The following is a 25,111-nucleotide window of genomic DNA, read 5'->3' as shown; positions in this document are numbered from 1 at the left end:
GATAATTGCACTTACATAATATTCTTGTTAAAGTTGTTAACATAAAAACAACAAGCGGTATGAAATTCAAGTGGAATTTTCGACGGAAGAATTAGATTTTTTCAGTAATATTTTTACTGAAACCTCAAATGACAGTATGGTTAGTAATTCGCAACACCAACTTAGTGTAAAAACAGCTGTACCACATTATTTAAGACAAGTTTTAGTGGATAGTAAACTAACGCTGTTGGCAGAAATTAGCCATTATCAATTATGGTTTCCTGTCTCTCTATCGATAAGTGAACAAGGTGATTTCTCGCCTAAATTTGGCACTCCTGAAATCATTGATGTTAATGGCAGTGAGCGTAGTTGGCGAGTAAATACGCCTAAAAATGTTGCTATCACTGATCTTTATCATGGTGAAAAAATTGAGTTGTTGTCACTTTCGGCGACAGGGTTAACGATTAAAGTACCTAGTTCAGACAGTAATTATATTGATCTGCAACAGTCTTCATTTGAAATGAGTTTAGCTGGCGATAAGCCTTTAAAACTTGAGCTCGAACTAGTCAGGCACGAGGATAATATTGTTGCAGCTAAATTTAACAACTTACAAGAGGGCAGGGAATCCTTAAGAAAGTTTATATTTAATTCGCACAAAGTAAAATACGCTAACTTTTACCAAGACATTATTTTATAAACTTCTTGCCAACTCATCAGATCTCTGTATAATGCGCGCCTCGATAACAGGTTGAATGAATTTCAGCCGAAGTTAGTCCGATAAGCGACTTACTTATACTAACTAGTGATAGTTTAATGGATGTATAAGACTATCGAGATGAGTGGGGTTTTACCGCCCAATAGACTTGCCAGCTAATTCGCCCCTAGAATTAGCAAGAAATATAGCGTCAATAGAACGCTATGCGCCTAAAGTCTTCCTGGTGGTTTCCTCGTATATATTTTACGCAGGTTAAGACTTTAGCAATTTAAATCAAATGCTATAAAGTGCAGCTAATTAACGAACAGTTAACTTGGCGGCAGCTTTGCGATTGATTTTTATAATTACGCCCAAGTAATTATGCTCAAGTAATGCGCCTGCCTTGCGAAGATGAAAATTATTTATGACTGATCAAAAAACTGAAACCGAAACTGTAACTGAACCTGAAGCTGTAGCTTTTGCCTCTTTAGGCTTACCTGAAAACTTATTATCCGCTGTACTTTCCATTGGCTTTACCTCTGCTACCGATATTCAAGCATTAACTATACCGCCATTACTTGCAGGTAAAGACGTATTAGGTGAAGCACAAACAGGTACGGGTAAAACCGCTGCGTTTGGCTTACCAGCCTTAGCAAAAATTGATACATCACTTAGAAAACCACAATTAATGGTTTTGGCACCTACACGTGAATTAGCAATGCAAGTTGCTGAAGCAATTGAATCTTTCGGTAAAGACATGAAAGGTTTAAGTGTTGCTACATTGTACGGTGGCCAATCTTATGGACCACAATTTCAACAACTAGAGCGTGGAGCACAAGTTGTTGTTGGTACTCCTGGTCGTTTAATGGACCATTTACGTCGTAAAAGCCTTAAATTAGATGATTTACGCGTTTGTGTGCTTGATGAAGCAGATGAAATGTTAAACATGGGCTTTTTAGAAGACATCCAGTGGATTTTGGATCACATCCCAAAAACTGCACAAATGTGTTTATTCTCAGCAACAATGCCACCAGCTATTCGTAAAATTGCTAACCGTTTCTTAAAAGATCCTGAGCACATTAAAGTTGCCGCTGTTAAAAAAGCAAAAGCCAACATTACTCAGTACGCATGGAAAGTTAGTGGTATCACTAAAATGACTGCATTAGAGCGTATTGCTGAAGTGGTTGAATACGATGCAATGATTATCTTTGTTCGTACTCGTAACGATACTGTTGATATAGCAGAAAAATTAGAGCGTGCGGGCTACCCGGCATTAGCACTAAATGGTGATTTGAACCAAGCACAACGTGAACGTTGTATTGACCAAATGAAATCGGGTAAATCATCTATCCTAGTTGCGACAGACGTTGTTGCTCGTGGTTTAGATATTCCTCGTATCTCTTTGGTAATTAACTATGACTTACCTGGTGATAACGAAGCTTATGTTCACCGTATTGGTCGTACTGGTCGCGCTGGTCGTGAAGGTATGTCAATTGCTTTTGTACGTCCACGTGAAATGTACTCAATTCGTCATTATGAGCGTTTAACGAATGGTACTGTTCTTAACTACGATTTACCAAATATCCAAGATATTGGTAAAATCCGTATTGAGCGTACTCGTGTTGAAGTTGCAAGTATTGTGGCAGAGAAAGATATCTCAAGCATGCGTGAAATTGTTGAAGGCATGGCGGCTGAATCTGAAGTTTCTATGATTGACCTTGCTGCAGCATTGCTTTACCAAAAGCAAATGAAGCAACCACTTCAACCAAAAGAAGATCCTAAGCCTCGTCGTGATGCGCGTGAACGTACTGAACGCAATGACCGTGGTGGCAATGATAGCCGTAGAGATTCTCGTGGTGGCGATAGCCGTAGAGACTCACGTGGTGGTGATAGCCGTCCAGCTCGTGATAGCCGTCCAGCTCGTGATGAAAAACCACGTAAAGCTAAAGTAAACCGCACAGATGTTGATTGGCAAACTTACCGCTTAGAAGTGGGTAAAGAACATGGTGCACGTCCAGGTGATATTGTTGGCGCTATAGCTAATGAAATATCACTAGATAGTAGCTATATTGGTGCTATTAACTTACATGATAAGCATAGTTTCGTTCAGTTACCTAAAGGTATCCCAACTGACTTGTTTAACCAATTGAAAGGCGTGCGCGTTCGTCGTCAACCTCTTTCAATCACTACGTCAGATGAAGCAGTTGTTAGCCAAGCACCACGCCCAGCTCGTCGTACTGAAAAAGCACCACGTCATAACTAATTGATGCGGTAGTTTTGTACCCTTTAGTATAAAGAAGTAAACACTTACTTATACTCATTGGTATTACCTTAAAAAAGCGCCTTATGGCGCTTTTTTTGTTTTTTCAGTATTATTAAAGCTATTTTCGTGTTTTTTATGCGAAAAAAGGTACATTTTTATCTCTGTTACCTTGTTTGCGCAATGCTTTATCTATTACTATAGAGCTACTTAGTACCATCAATCATTTAACCCCAACATAATAATACTAATAGTCATGTCTGAAGTAGCATCTCAATCGAACACTGAAACAACCCATCAATGTGCTATTCGTGTTTATTACGAAGATACGGATGCGGGCGGTATTGTCTATTATGCTAATTATTTAAAATTTTTTGAGCGAGCTAGAACAGAGTGGCTTAGAGAAATAGGGATAAACCAAGAAGTATTTTTGCAACAAAAGCTAGGTTTTGTGGTCAGAAAGGTTGAAATGGATCATCTTGCTTCGGCCAAGCTCGATGATTTACTTGAGGTGAGCTCAAGCATTGTTACTCTGAAACGCGCAAGTTTAGTGTTTCAACAACAAATTACCAATCAAGAAAAGCAAGTGTTATGTACGGCCAAAATACGTATTGCTTGCGTTGATTTTAGTCAGAATAAACCCTGTGCTATCCCCGAATTAATACTAGGAGCGTTTAAACGTGTCAGCTGAAATATCAATCTTCCATTTATTTTTAGAAGCAAGCATCTTGGTGCAATTTGTAATGCTTGTTTTACTTACTTTTTCTATTGTCTGTTGGGCGATGATATTTCAACGCAGAAAGATTTTACGTACAGCGGCTGCAGAATTAAAAGCATTCGAAGATAAATTCTGGAGCGGGGCAGATTTAAGTAAACTCTATAGCGAAACGTGCGCTAAACCTCAAGTACAGGGTATTGAAAATTTATTTGTTGCAGGCTTTAAAGAATTTGCTCGGTTAAGAAAAAGTCATATAGATAACCCACAAATCATAGTTGATGGTACACACAGAGCTATGCGTGTTGCTTTATCACGAGAAGTCGATGGTTTAGAAACGCATTTGCCCTTTATGGCGACCGTTGGCTCTATTAGTCCTTACATTGGTTTGTTCGGTACAGTATGGGGTATCATGAATTCATTTATTGCTTTAGGTGCGGTAAAACAAGCAACACTTGCCATGGTTGCACCGGGTATAGCTGAAGCGTTAATTGCCACAGCAATGGGCTTGTTTGCAGCAATACCTGCAGTAATTGCCTTTAACCGCTTTAGTCATAAAGTTGAGAAATTAGAAAATAGTTATGGCAACTTTATGGATGAATTTTCTAGTATTCTACAACGTCAATCAGCCGCTGAGCAATCTACTAAATAGGGCATTACTATGTACCAAAGAGTTAGACGCCGTAAAGTGGCTGAAATAAATGTAGTTCCGTACATTGATGTGATGTTGGTGTTATTAATTATTTTTATGGTTACCGCACCTTTAATTACTCAAGGTGTTAAAGTCGATTTGCCGCAAGCAGAAGCAGAGCCGCTCGATGCAGACAGTAAAACACCACTGGTTGCCAGTGTTGACGCTCAAGGGCGTTATTACTTGACCGTTGGAGCCAATGACAAAGAGCCTATGTCAGCTGAAGAAGTTGCAGTATTAGTTAAAGCACACTTGGCCGTTGAGCCGGGCACGCCTGTTGTTGTTAATGGCGATGGCGCAGTTTCGTATAATGCTGTTATACAACTTATGGTCTTACTGCAAACAGTAGCAGGCGTACCTTCAGTCGGTTTAATGACAGATTCGGTGGAGGATTAGCGTGGCCCAGAAGTTAATTTCTCGTTTTACTACGAAATCACCTTACGTTAAAGCGTTGTGGTTAAGTATCGCATTGCATGTTTTTTTACTGGTTGGTTTACTTGCCGGCGACTTTGCTTCCACACCTAAACTAAAACCAACACCGGCAAAGCAGTCTGGTGATCCAATCAAAGCGGTAGTGATTGATAAAGCAACCTTTGAGCGAGCTGTAAATAAGATAAAGAAGCAAAAAACGGATCAACTCGATGCTGAAAAAAAGCGCCTTAAATCGGTTGAAAAGCGTGCAGTAGACGCTAAGAATCGTCGTGCTAAGGAAGAAGCACGTATCAAGAAGCTAGAAAAACAGCGTATGATAAAAGAGCAAGAAAAAATTAAAGCTGATAAAGCGGCTAAATCTTCTAATGCTAAAGCAGCTAAAGCTGAAAAAATACGTAAGCAAAAAGAACAAGAAAAACAAGTTGCTGAAAAAGCGGCTGCTGAAGCTAGATCTAAACGTTTAAAAGAAGAAGCCGATGCAAAAAAAGCAGAGGACTTACGCCTTGAAAAAATTGCAGACCGCAAACGGGATGAAATTGCCGCGAAAGAGCAAGCGATGCAAGATGCAATGCTAGCTGAGCAAATGGCTAATGAGATGGCGAGCCGTAATCAAGCAAGACATCAGCAAGTTATGACTGAAACACAACGATATTCAGCCTTAATCACCCAAAGTATTAATCAACGTATGATTAAAGATCGCAGTACTATGGATGGTAAATCTTGTAAGTTAGATATTACTTTGGCGCCATCTGGCTTTGTTATCGCAGTAAAAATAGGTCAAGGTGATAAAGTGGTGTGTGATGCCGCCAAAATAGCGGTTGGTAAAGCCGGTAATTTACCTGTTTCTAAAGATCCTGAAGTGTTTAAAGAAATGAAAAATCTATCAGTGACCGTTATACCAGAATTTTAATGTAAGTCATTATCATGTGTTTGTTAGACAGTTACTGGCATGATATTTAATCTAGAAAGTAACGAATGAAGTTATTTAAAGGAAAATACCCAACTATATGAAATTATTATCAAAGGTGTTGCTGAGCGCTTTTATTGCGCTTAGCTCAACTAATGCAATAGCAGCATTAGAAATCATTATCACCGGTGGCGTAGATAGTGCCAGACCAATTGCCATAGTACCTTTTGAATGGACAGGTGCAGGTGAACGTCCAGAGTCTTTATCAAAAGTTATCAGTGATGATTTACTACGTAGTGGTAAGTTTAGTCCTATTGCTCATGATAAATTTCCACAAGCTATTTCTGATGCTAAAAGTATTGATTACAGCGCTTGGGCAAACCTTGGTGCAGAAGCTGTAGTCGTCGGTAAAATTAGTGAAGTGACACCAGGCCGTTATTTAGTCAGTTATCAGCTTATTGATGTGATTCGTGGGCAGATTACTGGCGGTGAAACCTCAATGCTTAGTAATGGCGAGTTAGTTAACACTAAGGACCATATATTGGCGCAAAGTAGTGCCAATATCGAACTTAACCAAGCACGTCGATATGGGCATAGCATCAGTAATGTTATTTATGAAAAGCTCACCGGAACTAAAGGCGCTTTTTTAAGTAAAATTGCGTATATTATTGTTCGTGATCAAGGAAAGTATCCATATCAATTGGCTTTTGCCGATTATGATGGTTTTAATGAACATGTATTGTTAAGTTCCAAAGAACCGTTAATGTCACCATCTTGGCGTCCTAATGGTGAACAATTGGCGTATGTTTCGTTTGAAAATCACCAAGCTCAAATTCATACTATCGATATTTATACGGGTGAACGAAAATTAATAAGCTCATTTATGGGCATTAATAGCGCGCCACGTTTTTCCCCTGATGGAAAAAGTATGGCAATGGTACTGTCAAAAGATGGTAACCCAGATTTGTATCTGATGGACTTAGCTACAATGAAAGTGCGTCGCATTACACGAAATAGAGCGATAGATACAGAGCCAAGTTGGACTCCAGATGGTAAATCATTGATATTTAGTTCAGAACGGGGTGGAAAACCGCAGCTATATCGCGTAGATTTAGCCGGGGGGAAAGTAAGACGTTTAACTTTTGACGGTGAGATGAACCTAGGAGGTTCGCTTACACCAGATGGTAAACAACTGATTATGGTCAATAGAACTCATGGTAAATATCGTCTAGCGAAACAAGAGCTAGCGTCTGGGTTATTTCAGGTGTTAACTGAAACTCGTTTAGATGAGTCGCCAAGTGTGTCACCCGATGGTGGAATGATTATATACAGTACCTTACATAATAATCGACAAGTCTTGGGTTTAGTGTCGGTAGATGGTCGCTTTAAAGCAAGATTGCCTGCACTTGATGGTCAAGTAAAAGCACCTGCTTGGTCGCCATTTTTATAATAATAAGATACACAACAAAAACTAATTGAATTTTAACTTATAATTTTTAGGACAAAGGAAAATAAAATGCGCTTTAATAACATAGTAAAATGCCTAGCAATAGCTTTACCTCTTACCGTTTTATCAGCTTGTAGCTCAAACTCAGATACCGATGAGAACAGCCAAGTAGATACTAATGCCCAAATAACTCAAAATGCAGCAGATGCTCAAAAAGCAGCTGACGCAGAAGCAGTGAAAGTTACTGCTGCAAAACGCGCTGCTGAAATTGAAGAGCAAAAGCGTCAAGAATTAGAGACGTTACGTTCTGAACATATTATCTATTTTGATTTTGATGTTTCAAATGTAAATGATCAGTATGCTGCAATTTTAGATGCTCATGCTAAATTCTTAAATGCTAACTCTGATGTAAAAGTATTAGTTGAAGGTCATGCCGATGAACGTGGTACACCTGAATATAATATTGCATTAGGCGAGCGTCGTGCTAAATCTATTGCTACTTATTTAGAAAATATGGGTGTTGCCGCTAGCCAACTTACTGTAGTTAGCTACGGTGAAGAAAAGCCAATGGTTAAAGACCGTAGTGAAGATGCTTTCGCTAAAAACCGTCGTGCCGTACTAGTTTACTAATATTTACTAATACTTACTAAGACTTAATCAGTCTCAACTAAGCAGGTAACTGAATGAAACTAAAAAAAGTTTTGTTTGGCATGATGTTTACAGCTAGCGCCTTTAGTGCGTTAGCTGTAGCTAAAGCGCCAGTCATTGATGTTAACGCCAATTCTATCGACTCTTCAGCGTTAACCGAACAATTAGCAACTTTGTCACGAAAGCTCGACTCTCGTAATAAGGCACAAGTCAATATCCAGCGTCAGTTGGAACTGTTACAAACTGAAGTGAATGAACTTCGTGGTGTAACAGAGTTACATACTCATCAATTAGGCCAAGTATTAGAGCGTCAACGAGAGCTTTATCAAGAAATTGATAGGCGAGTCAATGAGGTACTTTCATCAACAAGTAAAGCCGCGTCAGTGACTACAAGCCCAATGGCTACTATTAGTGAATCGGTAAACGGTGCGAGTTATAGTGATAATTTAACTGAAAATGAAACCTATGATCGTGCACTTAACTTAGTCTTAAAAGATAAACGTTATAAACAAGCTATTCTTGAGTTTAAAGCGTTTAATAAAAGCTTTCCAAATTCTAGTTATGCGCCCAATGCTCATTACTGGTTAGGTCAGTTACTCTTTAATCAAGGCGAACTTGAACAAGCTAACCAAGCGTTTTTAATTGTTGTTAACAAATATAAAGACTCGACTAAACGTCCTGACGCTTTATTAAAACTTGCCATGGTTGCTCAAAAGCAAAATGATGTAAAAAAATCGATAGCTACCTATCAACAGTTACTAAAAGAGTACCCAGAATCAACGGCAGCAAAACTAGCTAAACCAAGGTTAGCCAGTTTAACTAACTAAATTATTTTAGTGTAAATTGCATTGGCATACTTTTTATTGCTGATAAAACTAGCGTATTGCTGGGAATTTACTCTAACAGGAAATTATATTAAGAAAAACGAAGTTTATTGTTGCACTTAAATAAATTTTGAGTATTATATGCCCCGCATTGAGGCGGTGACTCAATACAACGTCGGCCGTTAGCTCAGTTGGTAGAGCAGTTGGCTTTTAACCAATTTGTCGAAGGTTCAAATCCTTCACGGCCGACCACTTTAAAACGTAAAGTAATAACTTTTAGTTTGAAAAAAGTCTCCATGTAGTAAATCGTAAATTGATTTATTGTTAAAGATAATGGAGCAAGTAAATTTATAAATGTACGCTTGAATCGGCCGTTAGCTCAGTTGGTAGAGCAGTTGGCTTTTAACCAATTTGTCGAAGGTTCAAATCCTTCACGGCCGACCAATTCAAGAATATTTATAATCTACTTACCAGATAAAACGGCCGTTAGCTCAGTTGGTAGAGCAGTTGGCTTTTAACCAATTTGTCGAAGGTTCAAATCCTTCACGGCCGACCACTTTTAAGCTTAAAGTAATGACGTTAAGTTTGAATTAAAAAAGTCTCTTTATCAGAATAGATACTAGAGCATGTAAATTGAAAGAATAAATCTTGAATCGGCCGTTAGCTCAGTTGGTAGAGCAGTTGGCTTTTAACCAATTTGTCGAAGGTTCAAATCCTTCACGGCCGACCAGTTCAAGAAAGTAAAAGTTTGTATCATTAGGAACGGCCGTTAGCTCAGTTGGTAGAGCAGTTGGCTTTTAACCAATTTGTCGAAGGTTCAAATCCTTCACGGCCGACCACTCCTATTTAAATATCGACCAGTAAATATTTACCTGAATAAATATAGTAGCAATAAATAGTAAATGGCTAATAAGCCATAATTATTAGGAACGGCCGTTAGCTCAGTTGGTAGAGCAGTTGGCTTTTAACCAATTTGTCGAAGGTTCAAATCCTTCACGGCCGACCACTCCTAATTAAATAAATCTCCATTTTTAAATCATCCCTAAAAAATAATTAATGTACGTTCATCAGCCAAGGCTTTTAACCGTTTAATCTAATTAACTCGAAGGTTCAAATCCTTCACGGCCGACCACTCCTAATTAAATATAGACCAGTAAATATTTACCTGAATAAATATAGTAGCAATAAATAGTAAATGGCTTATAAGCCATAATTATTAGGAACGGCCGTTAGCTCAGTTGGTAGAGCAGTTGGCTTTTAACCAATTTGTCGAAGGTTCAAATCCTTCACGGCCGACCACTCCTAATTAAATAAATCTCCATTGTTAAATAATCCCTAAAAAATAATTAATGTCCGTTCATCAGCCAAGGCTTTTAACCGTTTAATCTAATTAGCTCGAAGGTTCAAATCCTTCATGGCCGACCACTCCTAATTAAATAAATCTCCATTGTTAAATCATCCCTAAAAAATAATTATGTACGTTCATCAGACAAGGCTTTTAACCGTTTAATCTAATTAACTCGAAGGTTCAAATCCTTCAGGGCCGACGATTCCTAATTCAATCAATACCGACTAATATCTACTACACATTAGTAGCGATTTCCCTTATAATTGCCACGTTTTTACGAGTCCTGAATTAGAGAGAACCCATGAGTGTAAGTAATACCGCGGTAGATTTTGATTTTCAATTTCCAGCTAAGCCTAAGCCTTTAGCCAATGAAGAAAAGGCGCAATACATAGAGAAAATCAAACAGCTCTTGATTGAAAAAAATGCCGTATTGGTTGCCCATTATTATACTGATCCTGTAATCCAAGCACTTGCTGAAGAAACAGGAGGCTGTGTAGCTGATTCTCTTGAGATGGCTCGTTTTGGAAAACAGCACGCTGCAGAAACGTTAATTGTTGCTGGCGTTAAGTTCATGGGCGAAACGGCTAAAATTTTAACACCTGAAAAACGAGTATTGATGCCTGAGCTTGAAGCAACATGTTCGCTCGACCTAGGTTGCCCTATAGAAGAGTTCTCAGCTTTTTGTGATGAACATCCCGATCATACCGTCGTTGTCTATGCAAATACCTCTGCGGCTGTTAAAGCGCGAGCTGATTGGGTGGTAACATCAAGTATTGCATTAGAAATTGTTGATATGCTGGAGAGTGAAGGTAAGCCGATATTATGGGGGCCTGACCGTCATTTAGGTTCATACATAGAAAAAGAAACAGGTGCTAAAATGCTTATGTGGCAGGGCGCTTGTATTGTTCATGATGAATTTAAAGCGAATGCACTTCGTGATCTAAAATTACTATACCCAGATGCCGCTATTCTTGTTCACCCTGAGTCACCTGCCAATGTAGTTGCAATGGCCGATGCAGTAGGATCAACCAGCCAGTTAATCAAAGCCAGTCAAGAAATGCCTAATAAACACTTTATCGTCGCAACGGATAAAGGCATCTTTTATAAGATGGAGCAAGCTAACCCAGAAAAGACCTTTGTAGCAGCACCTACGGGTGGTAACGGCGCTACGTGTAGAAGTTGTGCAAGTTGCCCTTGGATGGCAATGAATGGCTTAAAATCGATTCATGATGCGTTAGTGAGCCCTGTAGGTAAAGAAATACACGTTGATGAGGCTTTAGCTGCAAAAGCATTAGTTCCTTTAAATAGAATGCTTAATTTTGCTGCTGAAAATAAGTTGAAAGTAAAAGGTAATGCATAGCATTGTGGTGTAATTTATTCATTCTCATCGCTTTATGAATAAATAAACAGCAATCAAACCATTTTTTGTAGATTAAATTAAAATTGCCTTGCACCAGCAGGGCTTTTTTTTTACCATAGCGCCTGTTGAGAATGAGGTGAACTAGTCAATTGGCTGGAAAGGTTTTATTGACACGTATTACGTGATCAAAAGCCAATTTCATATCAGACGCTAATGGTGAGGATAACACCTAAAAATATCAGACTAAATCTGGTGAGCTGGCCGAGTGGCTGAAGGCGCACGCCTGGAAAGCGTGTAAAGGTTTATCCCTTTCGAGAGTTCGAATCTCTCGCTCACCGCCATATTCTATAAAATGGGCACCTCATAAGAGGTGCCCATTTTTTTTGAATAAATATCAGAAGGTTATATAAACAACAATTATTTACTTTATTTCTTTAGTAAAGTTACGCTTTGAATTTCTTTTGTCTCCCCCTAAATACTCTATTAGTCAGTGCCATAGTGATATGTTAAGTTATGTAATCGATCATCGATTTATATTGGATTATGAAAAAAATTACTTTTTTATTATTCTGCTTATTAAGCTTTTTTGTTATGTCAGCAAACGAGCGACTAAAGGTTGATGTTATCGCAGTCGATTACCCTCCTTATACTAGCCTAAAGCTCCCTGGCTATGGATCAAGTTTTTCATTGCTAAGTCAATATGCACAGTCTCATTTTAGTGTGACACCCATCCCACTTTTTTTACCACCAGCACGAGCTAACAGAGTCATCAAAGATGGGCATTGGTGTTTGTCCTTTTATCCCCCGAAAAAAGATGATAAGTATGCTCGCTTTGTGTCCTTATCAGACAGTATTGTTAAAATTGGTTTTTATAGATTAAGGAAAAATGAGCGTTTTAAATGGGCGGAACTTAAGGAGCTAAAAGGAAAGATTGTTGCCTTATTACGTCCTAACGTTATCGGCATAATGCATCAAAGCTTCTTAGATGCAGGTATGCAAATGGTTTATGTTGAATCCATAGAGCAAGGGCTGCAACTTGTCTTAAAAAATCGAGTCGATTACGCTTTTGGTGACAACTTAGTCTTATCAGAAAGCGGGTTAAGCGACGATCAACAGCTAAGGTTACAGTTTTCTGAAAGCTCGGTGCATAATGCAAAAATCGGTTTCTTTTATAATATTGAATGTGAACAAAAGCTGTTTATACAAAATAACAACTAGTTAAGCCATTTTGCTCTTTCACTAAAGGTAAGTTAATGACGAAGAGTAAAGAGTTCTTTAGCATCAAAGTAACGGTGAATGTCGCCTTATGATATTGACTTTACTACATAACTTGCTATTTTATAGGTGGTTATAATGGTAATAAACTCAAGCATACTTAAGGAATATAGATGAAAAAAAATCTCGTAAGAATGGCTATTATGGCAACATTAACTGCTGGTCTTGCAGGTACGCTTACGGGTTGTATCGGAAGTAATGCGGTAACGGCTAAAGTGATGAAATTCAATGTAGAAGTTGTTGATAACCGCTATGCACGTGGTGGTGTCAATATGCTTTTAGCTCCAGTGTATGCACTTACAATTGCTGCAGATGCAATAATTTTTAACTCGATTGAATTTTGGGCGGGTAAAAATCCATTAAATGGTAAGCCACACATCTTTGATTCAAAGATGAAAACTATGTATGAAATTAATAAAGATTTAGACCCTTCATTAACCGAAGCACCCCTTGACCCAATCACTAAAACGGACGCAGTTGAGAAAGAAGTTCTTACTGCACAAGTAACACCTATTGATGCAAACACTTTAGAATTTAATATCACCTACAATACCGGTGAAACTGCGCTTTTACGTGGTAAGAAAGACGGCGAAATGGTCAGCTTTTATATGAACGACGAGTTCGTAACTAAAGTATCTATGCATGACTTAAATGCTTATGTTGAGACGAAAGTTTAACGCTTAACTTACGTTTATCGATAAGGTTTGTTCTATATTAAAAACCGCTAATTATTAATTAGCGGTTTTTTTGTTTAAGAGAGTAAGCTGTAAGTTCACTCTCTTTATAGCAAACTTTATGGTTGCTTAATGTTTTCTGGAACGTGATGTACATGAACATCTCGTTGTGGGAATGGAATTGAAACGCCTTGTTTATCAAATTCTTCTTTTACCTGACGAGTAATGTCCCAATAAACATCAAGGTAATTCTCTGTTTTCACCCATGGGCGACAAACAAAATTAACAGATGAATCTGCCAATTCATTCACTTTAATAACAGGGGCAGGGTTCTCTAAGACTAGTTCGTGTTTACTAACAACCTCAAGCATGATCTTTTCTGCTTTTGCCATATCATCGCCATATCCAATACCAAACACAAGATCGACTCGACGAGTCATACTACCTGTTACGTTGACTATAGTTGTACCCCAAATATTATTATTAGGCACTACAAGATGTTGATTATCGAATGTCTTAATCGATGTTGATAATAAGGTCATTGAATGAACCGTACCAGTTACCCCATCTATTTTAATAATATCACCGACATCAAATGGGCGATAAATCAAAATGAGCATGCCGCTAGCAAAGTTACTTAAGGTACCTTGTAGCGCTAAGCCAACAACTAAGCCTGCGGCACCAATTAAGGCTAAGACAGGGGCGACATTTATTTCGATTAATGTCAGCGAAACAATAAAACCTATAATTATAATAACTCGGCGGACTGATACTTTAATAAATAATTTTAGTAGCGTTGATAAGTTGCTATTGCGATTAAGTGCCGCATCGGTTATTTTTCCGGCCGTTCTAGAAAGTATATATATAAAGAGTAAGGCCAAAGTAAACTTGATGATATTGGCTAACCAACGTAAGCCTCCATCTTGCGATAATAGCCAGCCTTTAATGGTTAACCATGCGGCATCACTATCGGTTAAATCAACGTTTGTGCCCGATAGCGCATTGGCATAAAGATGTAATTCAGTCCCATCAGCACCTTTGCTCTCCCAGTTGTTAAGTACTAGCTGGAAACGCTCTAAGGCATCATTTTTTTCTTCACGTAATTGCGTGAGATTATTGATTAAACGCTCGCGTCTTTCTTGCAGTTTATCACTATATTGCTCTGCTTTTTGAGATAGCTCGTTAAGAGACTCTGGCGTTTTTGCCATAGTATTAACTGCTTTTTCAGCGCTTCTATGTTCTAGGTCTTGTGTAAGTTTCTTAATCTCAGCTATATCTTCTATCAATTCGGCGGCAGCAGTTTTATCTGTATTACTTGTTTTCATAAGTTCAGCACTGTCGGCACTGATATCAGAGATCTCCCGCGCAGCTAAAATTCTTCTTTGTTTTTGACTGACATGAATCTCTGCTTCACTGACAATGGTGGCTTTTGCTTTTAAAATGGCTAACCAAGCATGAACTTCTACCGTTAATTCATCTTTGGTTAAGGGAGTCAGTGCAAATTCTAGTTCGACAAGATCAATGTTCGCATCTTTAGTGGTAATAGCTTGGTATGCTTTTTCATTATTAGTTGCCAAAGCGTTGGGTACATTTAAGTTTAGTAATAATATAACTATGCTAAATAAAGTAAAAAACAGTTTATGAAAGCTTTCTAAATAAATGAATTTTGTCATGATAGAAACCTAATTATGTCCTTGATTTATTAATGGGTTAACTTCTTAATAAAGATAGTACCGTAGGTGAGAATATAACAATAAATATCTAATTTGTTAAGGTTAGTGAATATGGGTATTATATTAAAAATCACTCCCCCTTTATTTAAATAAATATAATAAGAACAATATGATCAAGTTTCCTCAATTTGGACCTGCAGTTCTAGTTACTGCGGCTTTTATCGGACCAGGCACGGTTATTACTGCAACGATGGCGGGCGCAAATTACGGCTTTAGCTTATTGTGGGCATTAGTTTTTTCTGTCTTTGCCACTATCATCTTACAAGAGATGGCAGCTCGGTTGGGCGTAGTGACACAGCAAGGTTTAGGTGAAAATATTCGTTCAGCTTGTACGACCCCGTTAAGTAAGTACTTATCTATATTTCTTGTGGTAGGAGCTATTGTCGTGGGTAATGCCGCTTATCAAGGAGGGAATATTTCAGGTGCAAGTTTAGGTTTAACTCACCTTTTTGGTGATCAACACTGGCTTGGCTTAGCTTCAATCTGGCCAATACTCATAGGATTAGTTGCCTTGAGTATTTTAGCTACAGGCAGTTATCGTATTATCGAAAAGTCACTTATTTTCTTAGTAGGTATCATGAGCATTGCTTTTCTCGCCAGCTTTTTCTTGATAGATTTCAATTGGTCTCATTTCTTTAGTGGTTTATTAATTCCAAGTTTACCTTCAGGTGCAACACTAACCGTCATTGCGTTAATTGGTACTACAGTTGTACCTTATAATTTGTTTTTACATAGCGCTAGTGCCAGTAAAAAATGGCAGAAAATTGAGCAACTTAGCGATGCTCGAAAAGATTTATATTTTGCCATTCCGTTAGGCGGTTTGATCTCAATCGCTATTGTGTCAACAGCGGCAAGTGCTTTTTTTGGTCAACAAATTCAAATTACTAATGCCGCGGATATAGCGCCAGCTTTACAGCCTGTTTTTGGCGACGCTGCGGGTATCTTCATCGCTGTTGGTTTATTTGCTGCGGGCATCTCCTCGGCCGTTACGGCACCGTTAGCTGCAGCTTTTGCGTTAAGCGGTATATTAAACTTAAACAAAGCACTTAATTCACTTTCCTTTAAAGCTATTTGGTTTGTTATTTTATTGCTCGGCGTAGTGATCTCTAGTTTAGGCTATAAACCGATGTCAGTTATTTGGTTTGCCCAAGTAGCTAATGGTATTTTGCTACCGTTAATAGCATGCTTTTTAGTATGGATGATGAATAGTGATGCACTAGGCGAGCAGCGTAATACTCGTCAACAAAATATTTTGGCAGGCATAGTTGTGGCTGTCACCTTGATGCTTAGTGGGCGTAGTTTACTCTCTGCCTTTGGCTTACTGTAAAAGGTATTGTCTTATACTTATTTTATTTTTTTTTAGTCTTGTAGTCTTGTTACAATTTGGTTAGTATAATTTTTAGTCACTAATTGTATTAATGGAATAATAACAATGTACTATAGGAAAATATACATCCTTTTTTTTCTACTTTCTCCCCTTATTCCCCCACCGACAGCTCAAGCCATACCGATAGAACCCTGCATGGAAGAAAAATGTATTGCCTATTTTAATAAATGGAAAATTATGGCTATTGCCAAGCGTGTTACTGCTATTTCCGCAGTAGCTGAACTTTATTACCAAGGCTATGGTACTAAAAAGAACCTCATTCAATCTATTCGATATTTTCGCAAGGCATCAAGATATCAATTTGCGTATGCTCAATACCGTACAGGGATATTTTATTTAATGGAAGATGACTTTATTGACAATCAAGAGGGCATTAAATACTTAAAAAAAGCGGCAAGAAATGGTCATACTGAATCAGCCTTTTTACTCGGCGTTATTTTTGGTACCGGTGAACTGGGCATTAAGGATGTTGGTGAGTCAGATAAGTGGTTAGAAAAAGCGTTGATTGGTAAGCACAGTGTTGCTCAGAAGTATGCTGGTTATTTAAATAAAAGTGGCCAGATTGATAGAAATTATTATTCAAGGGTAAATGACTTTATTATAGAGCTGGACGTTATTAGTCATGGCACAGAAAAGGATCAAGGAAAAACAGCGCAAAGCCAAGTTGATATTCAATGGCCTAGTGACTCACAACGTGAGGTCATTACTATTTCTTCGCCGACACTTGGAGACGTTTTTGATTATGAGTTAGCTAACCTTAAAACAGCCCCTCCTGCATCGAACCTTGCAACAGGCACAAGAATTCAAGGAAGGAAGTGCGAGAAAATATTTAGCTGCTACAAGGTGGATAAAGAAGATTTTTGGCGTTATGTGAACACACAATCGGGCAGTATTGCTCAATAGCGTAAATGAAATAATGCTTATTATAAGTTTAGTGTGTATGCACCTTAACAAAGAGTTTACCCTACATGGGTTAACTCTTTTTTGTAGTTTAAAGAGCGGCTTTATAGGTTTAATTGTATCGTCATAATATCGCCCTCAGGGGGATTAGTTTTAAAAAAAATAGCCTTAGTACCATCGATATTAAAGTCGGTGACGCGAGACCAATTAGGAAGGTCCATTAACAACGTGCTAGTAGAACCTTGTTCATCATTGCCTAATGTGTATTTTTTTATTTTTCTTGAAGGGCCTTTTTTTATTACCGAAAAAAGGGACTGGCCAACCGCTTTGAGCTCACCAGGACGGAGAAACTCTAAATTAGAAATTGCATCGCTAAGTTGCGATGTTTTACCATGGGTGACATCTTTGCTAATTAAACCACCTACCTTATAATCGATTAACCTCAGGCTCTTGCCGTCTGAGCTTTCTTTGGCAAAAAGTCCGGCATTATTTTGTACTAATTTGGGCTCTAATGTAGTGCTGTCGTATTGGTATATATTAACGCTTTTGATGTGTTCACTAATATAGATGCTGCTATCGTCTTCACTCCATGCTAAGGGGTATTTCATGCTGGGAATGGTACTTTCTTTAACGGATTTTCCCGTAACTAATGAAATGATTGACAGCGTTAGCCCCTCTTTTTCATAAACCACAGCAAAAAATTCTTCTGTATTAGACAATGAGGGTTTATAGATAAAACTTGCCTGTAATCGCGTTACTTGTTTGGTTGTTTCAGTCTTAAGGTTATAGGACCATACTTCATAAAAGCCAGTGCGATTTGAAACAAAATATATTGTTTTATTGTCTTTTGAATAAACACCATAATATTCGTTGGCATCACTATTGAGTTTTGGCAAAACATCAAATGTTTGTTGGCTAATGTCGGCAATTACCTGATTAGTTGAAGCTTTATAAGTGGCGTAATAAATATGGTCTTGTTTGAATTGTGCCTGGGTAATGCGTTGTCCACCAGAGCTAGGTAGTATGCTCTTTATCGAACTGTCACTTATATTGAGTTGCCAAATACCTTTAGTTGCCGATACTTCTCCCGCAATTAGCAAGTTTCCTGAATCAAGCAACGCAATGTATTCTACCCACGAGAATTGGTTGGTAATTGTTTTATATTGGTTACTCTTTAGATCTAAAGAGACAATATTTTTTACTTGATTACTGTTGTTGAAAAAATAAAGTGTCTGACCGTCTAATGAATAGACTTGATTTCGAATATCACTTGGTAAATTTAATGTAGATTTATGTAAGTAGGTCACTTTATTAGTAACTAAGTTTATAGATTTAATTTCATGTAATTTATTATGTTGGTAATCATCATACTCAATAAAGCTAATTGAAGAAGGTTCATCTGTTTTTAAGGTTAAATTAAAAATGGCGATCTTAGATTCATAAATAATTTCCGGTTTTCCTGGTAAATCATGACGAATAATTTGAAATAGGCCCGACTTTTTTCTGATATAGGAAATTGTTTGCTCATCTAGCCATAAAGGAGAATATTCGACCCATTCATCATGAGTAATTTGTTCAGATAGGTTACTACCTAAAGTCTTTAGGTAGATATCAACCTGCTGGACCTGTGAGCTGATATATACCATTTTGTTATTATTTTCATGAAAGCTAAAATCACCTTCAACACCAATATCGTGAGTGATGGGCAAAATGTTCTTAATTTTAAAGTTATTCACCTTTTTCTGTAAAATAATATTACTCAAGAGCCAAGTACAAACAACGACTGAAATTAAGAGTAAGCAACTACTGACTAGTAATTTTTTTGTCAAAGTGATTTGGCTTTTTTTATGCAAAATATCCGTACTTTCGTTGCTATCAACACCTGATTCTGTTGCGTCATCAGTCACTTTTACTTCGGCAATAAATCGATAGCCCTTTTTGGGAATAGTCTCGATGTATTTCGGGTTTTTTGCATCATCATTTAACGCATTTCGCAATGAATAGATGAGTTGAGAAATTACCTCATCGCCTACCACTATATTTGGCCACAGCGCGGCTAAAATTTCTCCTCGCGTAACAACCTCTCCATTTTTACTGGCGAGTAATATTAATAACGACATTACTTTGGGCTCAACGCGTTTTTCTCTTGATCTTTTAATTAACAAATTGGCTTGTGGGATGGCTTCGAACTCGCTGAAGCTGAATTTTTCATGTGAAAGTTTAGTTGTCAATGTCTATAACCAGTTGAATTTAAGTGAAATAAAATAATGATGTTTCTTTTATTTTTTCATTATGTATTTTTACAATACATTAACACAAAATCAAATTGTGACATTATTTTTTTAAAAGTCATTCACATAAATACACATAGATAATATTTTATTCGTTGGTTTTTATAAAAAATCAAAATGTTTATTCGTTATTTATTAAATAAGAATAGTTTAAAAAAGGAAGTTAAATGAACATAGTTAAACTTATCAGTATCATGTTGTTATTGGGTCTTACAGCCTGTGTGGAACAAGAAAAAGATAATAAAGTTGTTGTTGAGCAAATATATAATGATGTGATTAATGGTTTAAATACCGGGTTAGTTAATTCCTTATATGCCGAAGACTTTATTCAGCATAATCCTGCTATTGGGGAGGGTATTGCAGGACAAGAAGAATATTTCGATGCAATGATTACTAACAACCCTAATCATATCGCAACGATTAAACATATTGTTGCTGATGGCGATTATGTTGCCGTACATTGGCATTATGGTGAAGATGTTGATAATGAGTATGTCGGTAGTGCTAGAGTTGACTTGTATAAATTGGCAGACAATCTGATCACGGAACATTGGGATGTCATTATGACACCTAATATGAACACAGCAAGTGGTAACTCTGTTTTTAGCGATTTGTACATTTACCCTGAAAATACATATGCTAATACGAATATTAGCATTGAAGAAATAAATAAAGTTATCGTTAAAGATTTTTATTTGGATTTATTCAATAACCAGAATCTTGATTTAATCGATGAGTTAGTCGACCCAAACTACTTGCAACATAATTATTGGGTGCCTAATGGTAGTGACGGTTTGTATAACTACGTTAGTGGTGGAGGTACCCAAGGTTTAACAATATTTTTGACTTTGGCGGAAGATGACATGGTTTGGACGTTTTCTGGGGCGGGCACCTATAATTTACAAACGGTCGATTTATGGCGTTTTGATAACAATATTAAAAAAATTGTTGAACACTGGGATGTTTTTTAAAAGCTAATGGAAGAGTAATTTTATATCGAGTAAATTTAGCTTTATTAACAGAAAATAATAGTATATTTGAAAGTAAAAAGGATGCGCTAGCATCCTTTTTTTATAGCATAACTTAGCTACATATTAATCAGCCTTTAGTGCAGGGCTCGGCACGGTAGATAAATCACTGTAGAAATTCATAACCTGTTTACCTTGCTCGTTCTGAACAATAGTGAAATAGGAGAGGCTGCCTTCATAATAAAAGCTATTATCAGACATAGGTTTAATTACCCATTTACGACCATCATCACGTTGTGAATAAGTGATGTTATTTTCAAACGTTAATGTGCGCTTTGATTCATCGTTAACTTGATAAGACCCCATCATTGCTTTGATTTTATTGTCCGAGAGTTTTATTGCTGTAAACTCTGGAATATCAATGTTTAGGGCTTTAGCCGCAAGAAGTAAGGCAATATCTTGAGGATTGCCATCAGAGTCGCTGTTGTTTAATACGGCAACATAAAGATCTTTCTCTGGAATATAAAAAGCGTGGGTAACAAAACCGTGAATACCGCCACCGTGCCCAATGGCTTTATATTTATTGATGTTGTACACACCTAGGCCAAAACCGTAATCTGAGCTACTTTTATCATTAAGTAAAAAGGGAGTAACCATTTTTTTATAACTGGTTTTCGAAATTAACGTACCACTTCGCAACGCGTTAAACCAAATATTTAAGTCATCAACGGTAGATAATAATGAGCCGGCGCCATGTGGCCACATCATATTAATAGGCGCAGCGTTAACTACTCCTAGCTCAGTTCGAGAGTAACCCGAAGCTCTGTTAGTAATCAGTTGTGAGCCGCCAAAGTGACTGTTTTTCATGCCGAGTTTGGCAAATATATCTTGCTCAATAAAGTCAGGGTAAGATTTTTTACTGGCAACTTCGATAATTTTTCCTAACAGCACATAACCTGTATTGGAGTAGCGCATAGCTTCGCCAGTTTTTAAAGGCATTGGGTGCTTGGCAAACTCGATTAGCATCTCATCTAACGTTGTCTCTGTTGGAATAAGCTTGTTCCATATATGTTCATCTTCGGTGTAATTTGCTATGCCTGAAGTATGGCTCAATAGATTGGCAATAGTAACCACTTGCTCTTCTGTGGGGAAGTCAGGCACATATTTGTGAATATCATCATCAATAGATAGTTTACCTTGTTCAGCAAGCATCACAATAGCGGCAGCGGTAAACTGTTTGGTTATTGAACCTAGACGAAAAATACTGTCAGTTTTTAAGGGGACTTTCAGCTCTATATTAGCCATGCCCAGTGCACCTTTATAAAGTATTTTACCGTGTTGGCTAACGATAGCTGCTGCCCCAGGACCCTTGGCATCGACGAATGAAGCTAAAACTTTATCGTAGCTCGCTTTGCTTACCACTTTTTCCTGCTCAGCTGCAGATACGGTGCTCATATTGAGAACGAGTACTGTACATAATGTTATTATTCTTCTTTTCATATTATGAGTTCCATGTGAGTGATTTTAAAACGACTAACAGTGTCACATTATGATGCATATTTTCAATGCGTGTATTGTTGCTAAATATTTCATTCTTATTAGGTATTTAAAGAAAGTAGAGAACAAAAACACCTAATTAATTAAGTGCTTTTGTTCTGCAGTAGCAGGAGGAGTTACTTAAGTATTTTTTGTAATGTGCTTTAATAATGTCGGCAGGGTAATTATAACTTTTAGGCCGCTATGCACTTGATTTTGTGCGATTATTTTACCTTGGTGCAAGAAGATAGCTTGCTGGGCAATTGCTAATCCTAAGCCAGTACCGCCGCTGTTTCTTTCTCTGCCATCGGCAACACGGAAAAAAGGAGTGAACAGTTGTTCTATCATTTCATCAGGCACACCAGGGCCATTATCAGAAACTGTGAGCGTTATCCGCTCATTTTTCTCGCTTAATGCAAGCGTCACTACTTGGTCTTTTGGTGAGTACTTCACCGCGTTATTCACAACATTACTGATTGCACTGGCGAGCAGTTTACTGTCGGCTAAAAGAATGCAGCTAATTTTCCCTTGCAGCGCTATGGTAACGTTTTTACTGCTTGCAAAGTATTGGCAGTCGTTCACAACGTGCTCTACTAAGTGCATGAAATCAATATCATCAACAGTAAAGGCATTCTGGTTATGCTCTAGTCTTGAAAGCGTTAATACATCAGCTATCATTTCATCTAATCGATCAACTTCAGTTTCACAGCGATTTAAATGCTTTTGTTGCTCAACGTTATTGCCCATATTTTTTTCGGCTAAAGCAACAGCAAGTTGTAAGCGAGTTAATGGCGATCTTAGTTCATGGGATACATCACCTAATAAACGTTGATGGGCAGTAATATTATTTTCTAATTGTTCTGCCATTTGATTAAAGCTGCGTGCAAGGGCACCAAACTCATCAGATCGCTGGTCAAACTTTGTTATGCGCGTGGCTAGCTTACCTTCACCAATACTTTTACTGGCTTTTTGTATGGCTATTAAGGGTTTTGTAAAGCTTTTGGCGAGCAACCAGCATGATAGGAAGCTAATCATTAACAGCAAGATTAAACGCATAGCTAAAGGCAGTTGATTAACCCAGCTAACAATACGTTTACGGTGTAATTCATTAGCAATGAACAATTGAAATTTTTCACCATTAATGATTATAGGCTCAGAGGAAGTAACCTTTGTAAAAGCAAAGTCAATGGTGACGGGATTATCGAGAGGGTGTTTGCTTAAATAGTCTTTTATTTCTGACCAGCCGCGTTGTCTTGGCGCATGTATTCTGTTGTTACTTATGTTTTTTATGATTAAGTGCTGATGGTGTTTTCGGTCAAAATTAAGCTGTATGGCTTTAAGTTTTACCTGTTTTTTGTTCGCTAACTTTTTTGTGTATTGGTTTAATAGTTTTAACTGCTGAGGATTGGCTTGTTCTTGACTCGGACTATGTCTAAATTGCATAGTGATTAGGTAGCTAATAAGTACTGAGGTGAGTATAACTAGCCAAAAAGTAATAAATAGTTTTAAGCTAATGCCTAAGGAAAATTTTTTATGCTGTGAGGAAGGTAATGTCGGCATCGTTATTGTTCTCCTTGCAAAAAGACATAACCAGCACCACGTACTGTTTTCATCTTATCTATTGGGTCAATAGCGAGTAGTTTTCTACGTACATTACCCACATGAACATCCACAGTTCTATCATATGGCGTGAGTTTACGTTGTAGGACTTGTTCAGAAATTTCAGACTTACTGAGTATTTTGCCATTATTTTCTAGCATATAAACCAGCACCAAATATTCAGTACCGGTTAATTCAAGTAAATCACCTCGACAGGTTATTTCACGGGTTGCTTGATTAACTTTGACTTGATTAATGCTCAGTTGCTCTGTCGAGGCATTTACGTCTGCAGTATTTTGACTTTTCACAATAGATATACGTCTTAATATCGCTTTAATACGTGCTAATAATTCCCGGTGTTTAAAAGGTTTAGCTAAGTAGTCATCGGCGCCTAATTCAAGACCTAAGATTCGGTCATTATCATCCCCTTTCGCCGTTAACATCAAAATAGGCGTTTTATGGTTACCCCCCAACGCCTTTAATACCTCAAAGCCATTTAGTATTGGCATCATGACATCAAGTAGTATCAGGTCAAAAGTATCATCAAAAGCTTTTGCTAAACCACTTGCGCCATCAAAACATGAAGTAACTTTGAAATTCTCGCTTTGAAGGTACTCGGTTAATAGTTCAGCAAGCTCAGCATCATCATCTATTAATAAAATGTGTTTAGTTTTCGGTGATAATTGTGTCATAAGAGTGGCCGATTTGAGAAAGGGAGGCATAGCTGCCTAGTTTGCAATAGTTGACTCACTATTAGTTTACGTGATCTTTGTAAAGCAGAATATAACTTTACATAGCTTTACACAGCCTTGCACTGCTTTGCAAAAAGCCTCGATATACTACCTATGAACTTAATTAAGCGTAACTCAACTCTCTATTAATAAAATAACATTACCCATAAAGGAATTTCCAATGAAAATTACATTCAAAAATATAGCCATTGCCACTTCACTGTGTTCAGTATTGGTTTTGTCACAGGCGAGTTTTGCTGGTAATGACAGCTCAAGCCATCAAGGTAATCAGGAGAAAAACCATCAACAAATGAGTGAAAAAAAGCTGGCTAAGCTCACCAGTAAATTAGGACTATCTCAAAGCCAGCAAGTGGATATTCAAGCGCTAAACGCAGAAGAAAAAATTCAACTTCAAGCATTAAAGCCAGCAATGAAAGCTTTTCACGCGCAAGTTAAAACCTTAATGTCAGCAGATAGCTTTGACGAACAAGCTTTTGTTCAATTACAAGCAAGTAACCAGGATGTATTTTCTGCTGCCGCGTTGATTAAAGCAAAAAATAAATTTGCGATGAAAAGTATTTTAACTGAGGAGCAACTAGAGAAATTTAGTGCAATGAAACATAAACGTTCACGTCGTTAGTTTTATTGGGAAAAGCACGAGTAGTATTCTAATTAAATGTTTTTGAAAATTAAATCCGACCTAGTGTCGGAT

21 protein-coding genes and 8 tRNA genes are annotated in these 25,111 nt (G+C 37.6%); 24 read left to right on the top strand and 5 right to left on the bottom strand.

What is annotated here, in order from left to right:
* Nucleotides 1-70: 70 nt before the first annotated feature.
* The 20 genes from CXF71_RS06125 to CXF71_RS06030 all read left to right on the top strand — a co-directional run bounded on the left by CXF71_RS06125 (nucleotide 71) and on the right by CXF71_RS06030 (nucleotide 13,257).
* Nucleotides 71-676, top strand: coding sequence for a hypothetical protein (locus CXF71_RS06125; RefSeq protein WP_101232076.1), 606 nt, complete (start codon nucleotides 71-73; stop codon nucleotides 674-676).
* Between the two features lie 421 nt (nucleotides 677-1,097).
* Nucleotides 1,098-2,936 (top strand): DEAD/DEAH box helicase, encoded by a 1,839-nt coding sequence (locus CXF71_RS06120; RefSeq protein WP_101232075.1) that lies wholly within the window; start codon nucleotides 1,098-1,100, stop codon nucleotides 2,934-2,936.
* A gap of 253 nt (nucleotides 2,937-3,189) precedes the next feature.
* The gene (ybgC, locus tag CXF71_RS06115) at nucleotides 3,190-3,624 is read left to right on the top strand and encodes a tol-pal system-associated acyl-CoA thioesterase (protein ID WP_101232074.1); all 435 of its coding nucleotides are present in this window, start codon (nucleotides 3,190-3,192) and stop codon (nucleotides 3,622-3,624) included.
* On the top strand, nucleotides 3,614-4,300 hold the full coding sequence (gene tolQ / locus CXF71_RS06110; RefSeq protein ID WP_101232073.1) for a protein TolQ: 687 nt from the start codon (nucleotides 3,614-3,616) through the stop codon (nucleotides 4,298-4,300). Before ybgC ends, tolQ begins: the two co-directional genes overlap by 11 nt.
* 9 nt (nucleotides 4,301-4,309) lie before the next feature.
* A complete protein-coding gene (tolR, locus tag CXF71_RS06105) occupies nucleotides 4,310-4,735 on the top strand; it encodes a protein TolR (protein WP_101232072.1) in 426 nt (141 codons plus the stop codon).
* A gap of 1 nt (nucleotide 4,736) precedes the next feature.
* On the top strand, nucleotides 4,737-5,681 hold the full coding sequence (gene tolA, locus CXF71_RS06100; protein ID WP_101232071.1) for a cell envelope integrity protein TolA: 945 nt from the start codon (nucleotides 4,737-4,739) through the stop codon (nucleotides 5,679-5,681).
* A gap of 97 nt (nucleotides 5,682-5,778) precedes the next feature.
* Entirely contained in the window at nucleotides 5,779-7,128 is a 1,350-nt protein-coding gene (gene tolB, locus CXF71_RS06095; RefSeq protein WP_101232070.1) for a Tol-Pal system beta propeller repeat protein TolB, read from the top strand.
* Nucleotides 7,129-7,194: 66 nt separating this feature from the next.
* A complete protein-coding gene (pal, locus tag CXF71_RS06090) occupies nucleotides 7,195-7,755 on the top strand; it encodes a peptidoglycan-associated lipoprotein Pal (protein ID WP_101232069.1) in 561 nt (186 codons plus the stop codon).
* 53 nt (nucleotides 7,756-7,808) lie between these two features.
* Nucleotides 7,809-8,600, top strand: coding sequence for a tol-pal system protein YbgF (gene ybgF / locus CXF71_RS06085; protein WP_101232068.1), 792 nt, complete (start codon nucleotides 7,809-7,811; stop codon nucleotides 8,598-8,600).
* 173 nt (nucleotides 8,601-8,773) lie between these two features.
* Nucleotides 8,774-8,849 (top strand) — tRNA-Lys (locus CXF71_RS06080).
* 116 nt (nucleotides 8,850-8,965) lie between these two features.
* Nucleotides 8,966-9,041, top strand: a tRNA-Lys gene (locus tag CXF71_RS06075).
* Between the two features lie 36 nt (nucleotides 9,042-9,077).
* Nucleotides 9,078-9,153: transfer RNA gene (locus tag CXF71_RS06070), tRNA-Lys, on the top strand.
* Nucleotides 9,154-9,251: 98 nt separating this feature from the next.
* A tRNA-Lys gene (locus CXF71_RS06065) sits at nucleotides 9,252-9,327 on the top strand.
* Nucleotides 9,328-9,360: 33 nt separating this feature from the next.
* Nucleotides 9,361-9,436 (top strand) — tRNA-Lys (locus tag CXF71_RS06060).
* Nucleotides 9,437-9,527: 91 nt separating this feature from the next.
* A tRNA-Lys gene (locus CXF71_RS06055) sits at nucleotides 9,528-9,603 on the top strand.
* Nucleotides 9,604-9,820: 217 nt separating this feature from the next.
* Nucleotides 9,821-9,896 (top strand) — tRNA-Lys (locus CXF71_RS06050).
* Nucleotides 9,897-10,246: 350 nt separating this feature from the next.
* A complete protein-coding gene (gene nadA / locus CXF71_RS06045) occupies nucleotides 10,247-11,305 on the top strand; it encodes a quinolinate synthase NadA (protein WP_101232067.1) in 1,059 nt (352 codons plus the stop codon).
* A gap of 251 nt (nucleotides 11,306-11,556) precedes the next feature.
* Nucleotides 11,557-11,646: transfer RNA gene (locus CXF71_RS06040), tRNA-Ser, on the top strand.
* A 250-nt stretch (nucleotides 11,647-11,896) separates the two neighbouring features.
* Nucleotides 11,897-12,523: a hypothetical protein gene (locus CXF71_RS06035; protein ID WP_157826702.1), complete on the top strand. Its 627-nt coding sequence runs from the start codon at nucleotides 11,897-11,899 to the stop codon at nucleotides 12,521-12,523.
* 170 nt (nucleotides 12,524-12,693) lie between these two features.
* A complete protein-coding gene (locus CXF71_RS06030; RefSeq protein ID WP_101232065.1) occupies nucleotides 12,694-13,257 on the top strand; it encodes a DUF3332 family protein in 564 nt (187 codons plus the stop codon).
* 116 nt (nucleotides 13,258-13,373) lie between these two features.
* Here CXF71_RS06030 and CXF71_RS06025 read toward each other — a convergent pair whose 3' ends face one another.
* Complete coding sequence (locus CXF71_RS06025) at nucleotides 13,374-14,927, bottom strand: mechanosensitive ion channel family protein (protein ID WP_101232064.1); 1,554 nt, start codon at nucleotides 14,925-14,927, stop codon at nucleotides 13,374-13,376.
* Between the two features lie 169 nt (nucleotides 14,928-15,096).
* Between CXF71_RS06025 and CXF71_RS06020 the strand changes: the two genes are divergently transcribed.
* The gene (locus tag CXF71_RS06020; RefSeq protein ID WP_101232063.1) at nucleotides 15,097-16,314 is read left to right on the top strand and encodes an Nramp family divalent metal transporter; all 1,218 of its coding nucleotides are present in this window, start codon (nucleotides 15,097-15,099) and stop codon (nucleotides 16,312-16,314) included.
* A gap of 195 nt (nucleotides 16,315-16,509) precedes the next feature.
* A complete protein-coding gene (locus CXF71_RS06015; RefSeq protein WP_198559842.1) occupies nucleotides 16,510-17,277 on the top strand; it encodes a tetratricopeptide repeat protein in 768 nt (255 codons plus the stop codon).
* Nucleotides 17,278-17,378: 101 nt separating this feature from the next.
* On the opposite strand, the gene CXF71_RS06010 is transcribed toward CXF71_RS06015, so the two are convergent.
* Nucleotides 17,379-19,505: a winged helix-turn-helix domain-containing protein gene (locus CXF71_RS06010; protein WP_101232061.1), complete on the bottom strand. Its 2,127-nt coding sequence runs from the start codon at nucleotides 19,503-19,505 to the stop codon at nucleotides 17,379-17,381.
* Between the two features lie 227 nt (nucleotides 19,506-19,732).
* Here CXF71_RS06010 and CXF71_RS06005 point away from each other — a divergent pair, with 227 nt between their 5' ends.
* Nucleotides 19,733-20,536: a nuclear transport factor 2 family protein gene (locus CXF71_RS06005; protein WP_101232060.1), complete on the top strand. Its 804-nt coding sequence runs from the start codon at nucleotides 19,733-19,735 to the stop codon at nucleotides 20,534-20,536.
* Between the two features lie 123 nt (nucleotides 20,537-20,659).
* Here the strand turns inward: CXF71_RS06005 and CXF71_RS06000 are convergent, their stop codons facing one another.
* From CXF71_RS06000 to CXF71_RS05990, 3 genes are all read right to left on the bottom strand, one after another.
* Nucleotides 20,660-22,033, bottom strand: a complete 1,374-nt coding sequence (locus CXF71_RS06000) for a serine hydrolase domain-containing protein (protein WP_101232059.1) — start codon at nucleotides 22,031-22,033, stop codon at nucleotides 20,660-20,662.
* Between the two features lie 177 nt (nucleotides 22,034-22,210).
* On the bottom strand, nucleotides 22,211-23,629 hold the full coding sequence (locus CXF71_RS05995) for an ATP-binding protein (protein ID WP_101232058.1): 1,419 nt from the start codon (nucleotides 23,627-23,629) through the stop codon (nucleotides 22,211-22,213).
* A gap of 2 nt (nucleotides 23,630-23,631) precedes the next feature.
* On the bottom strand, nucleotides 23,632-24,360 hold the full coding sequence (locus CXF71_RS05990; RefSeq protein WP_101232057.1) for a response regulator transcription factor: 729 nt from the start codon (nucleotides 24,358-24,360) through the stop codon (nucleotides 23,632-23,634).
* A gap of 220 nt (nucleotides 24,361-24,580) precedes the next feature.
* Between CXF71_RS05990 and CXF71_RS05985 the strand changes: the two genes are divergently transcribed.
* Nucleotides 24,581-25,039 carry a Spy/CpxP family protein refolding chaperone gene (locus CXF71_RS05985; protein ID WP_101232056.1) on the top strand — a complete coding sequence of 153 codons (459 nt, stop codon included), beginning with the start codon at nucleotides 24,581-24,583 and terminating at the stop codon, nucleotides 25,037-25,039.
* The last annotated feature ends 72 nt before the right edge of the window (nucleotides 25,040-25,111 follow it).

It is taken from the genome of Colwellia sp. 12G3, assembly GCF_002836775.1.
GTDB lineage: Bacteria > Pseudomonadota > Gammaproteobacteria > Enterobacterales > Alteromonadaceae > Colwellia.
This window is presented reverse-complemented; position numbering and strand designations above follow the sequence as displayed.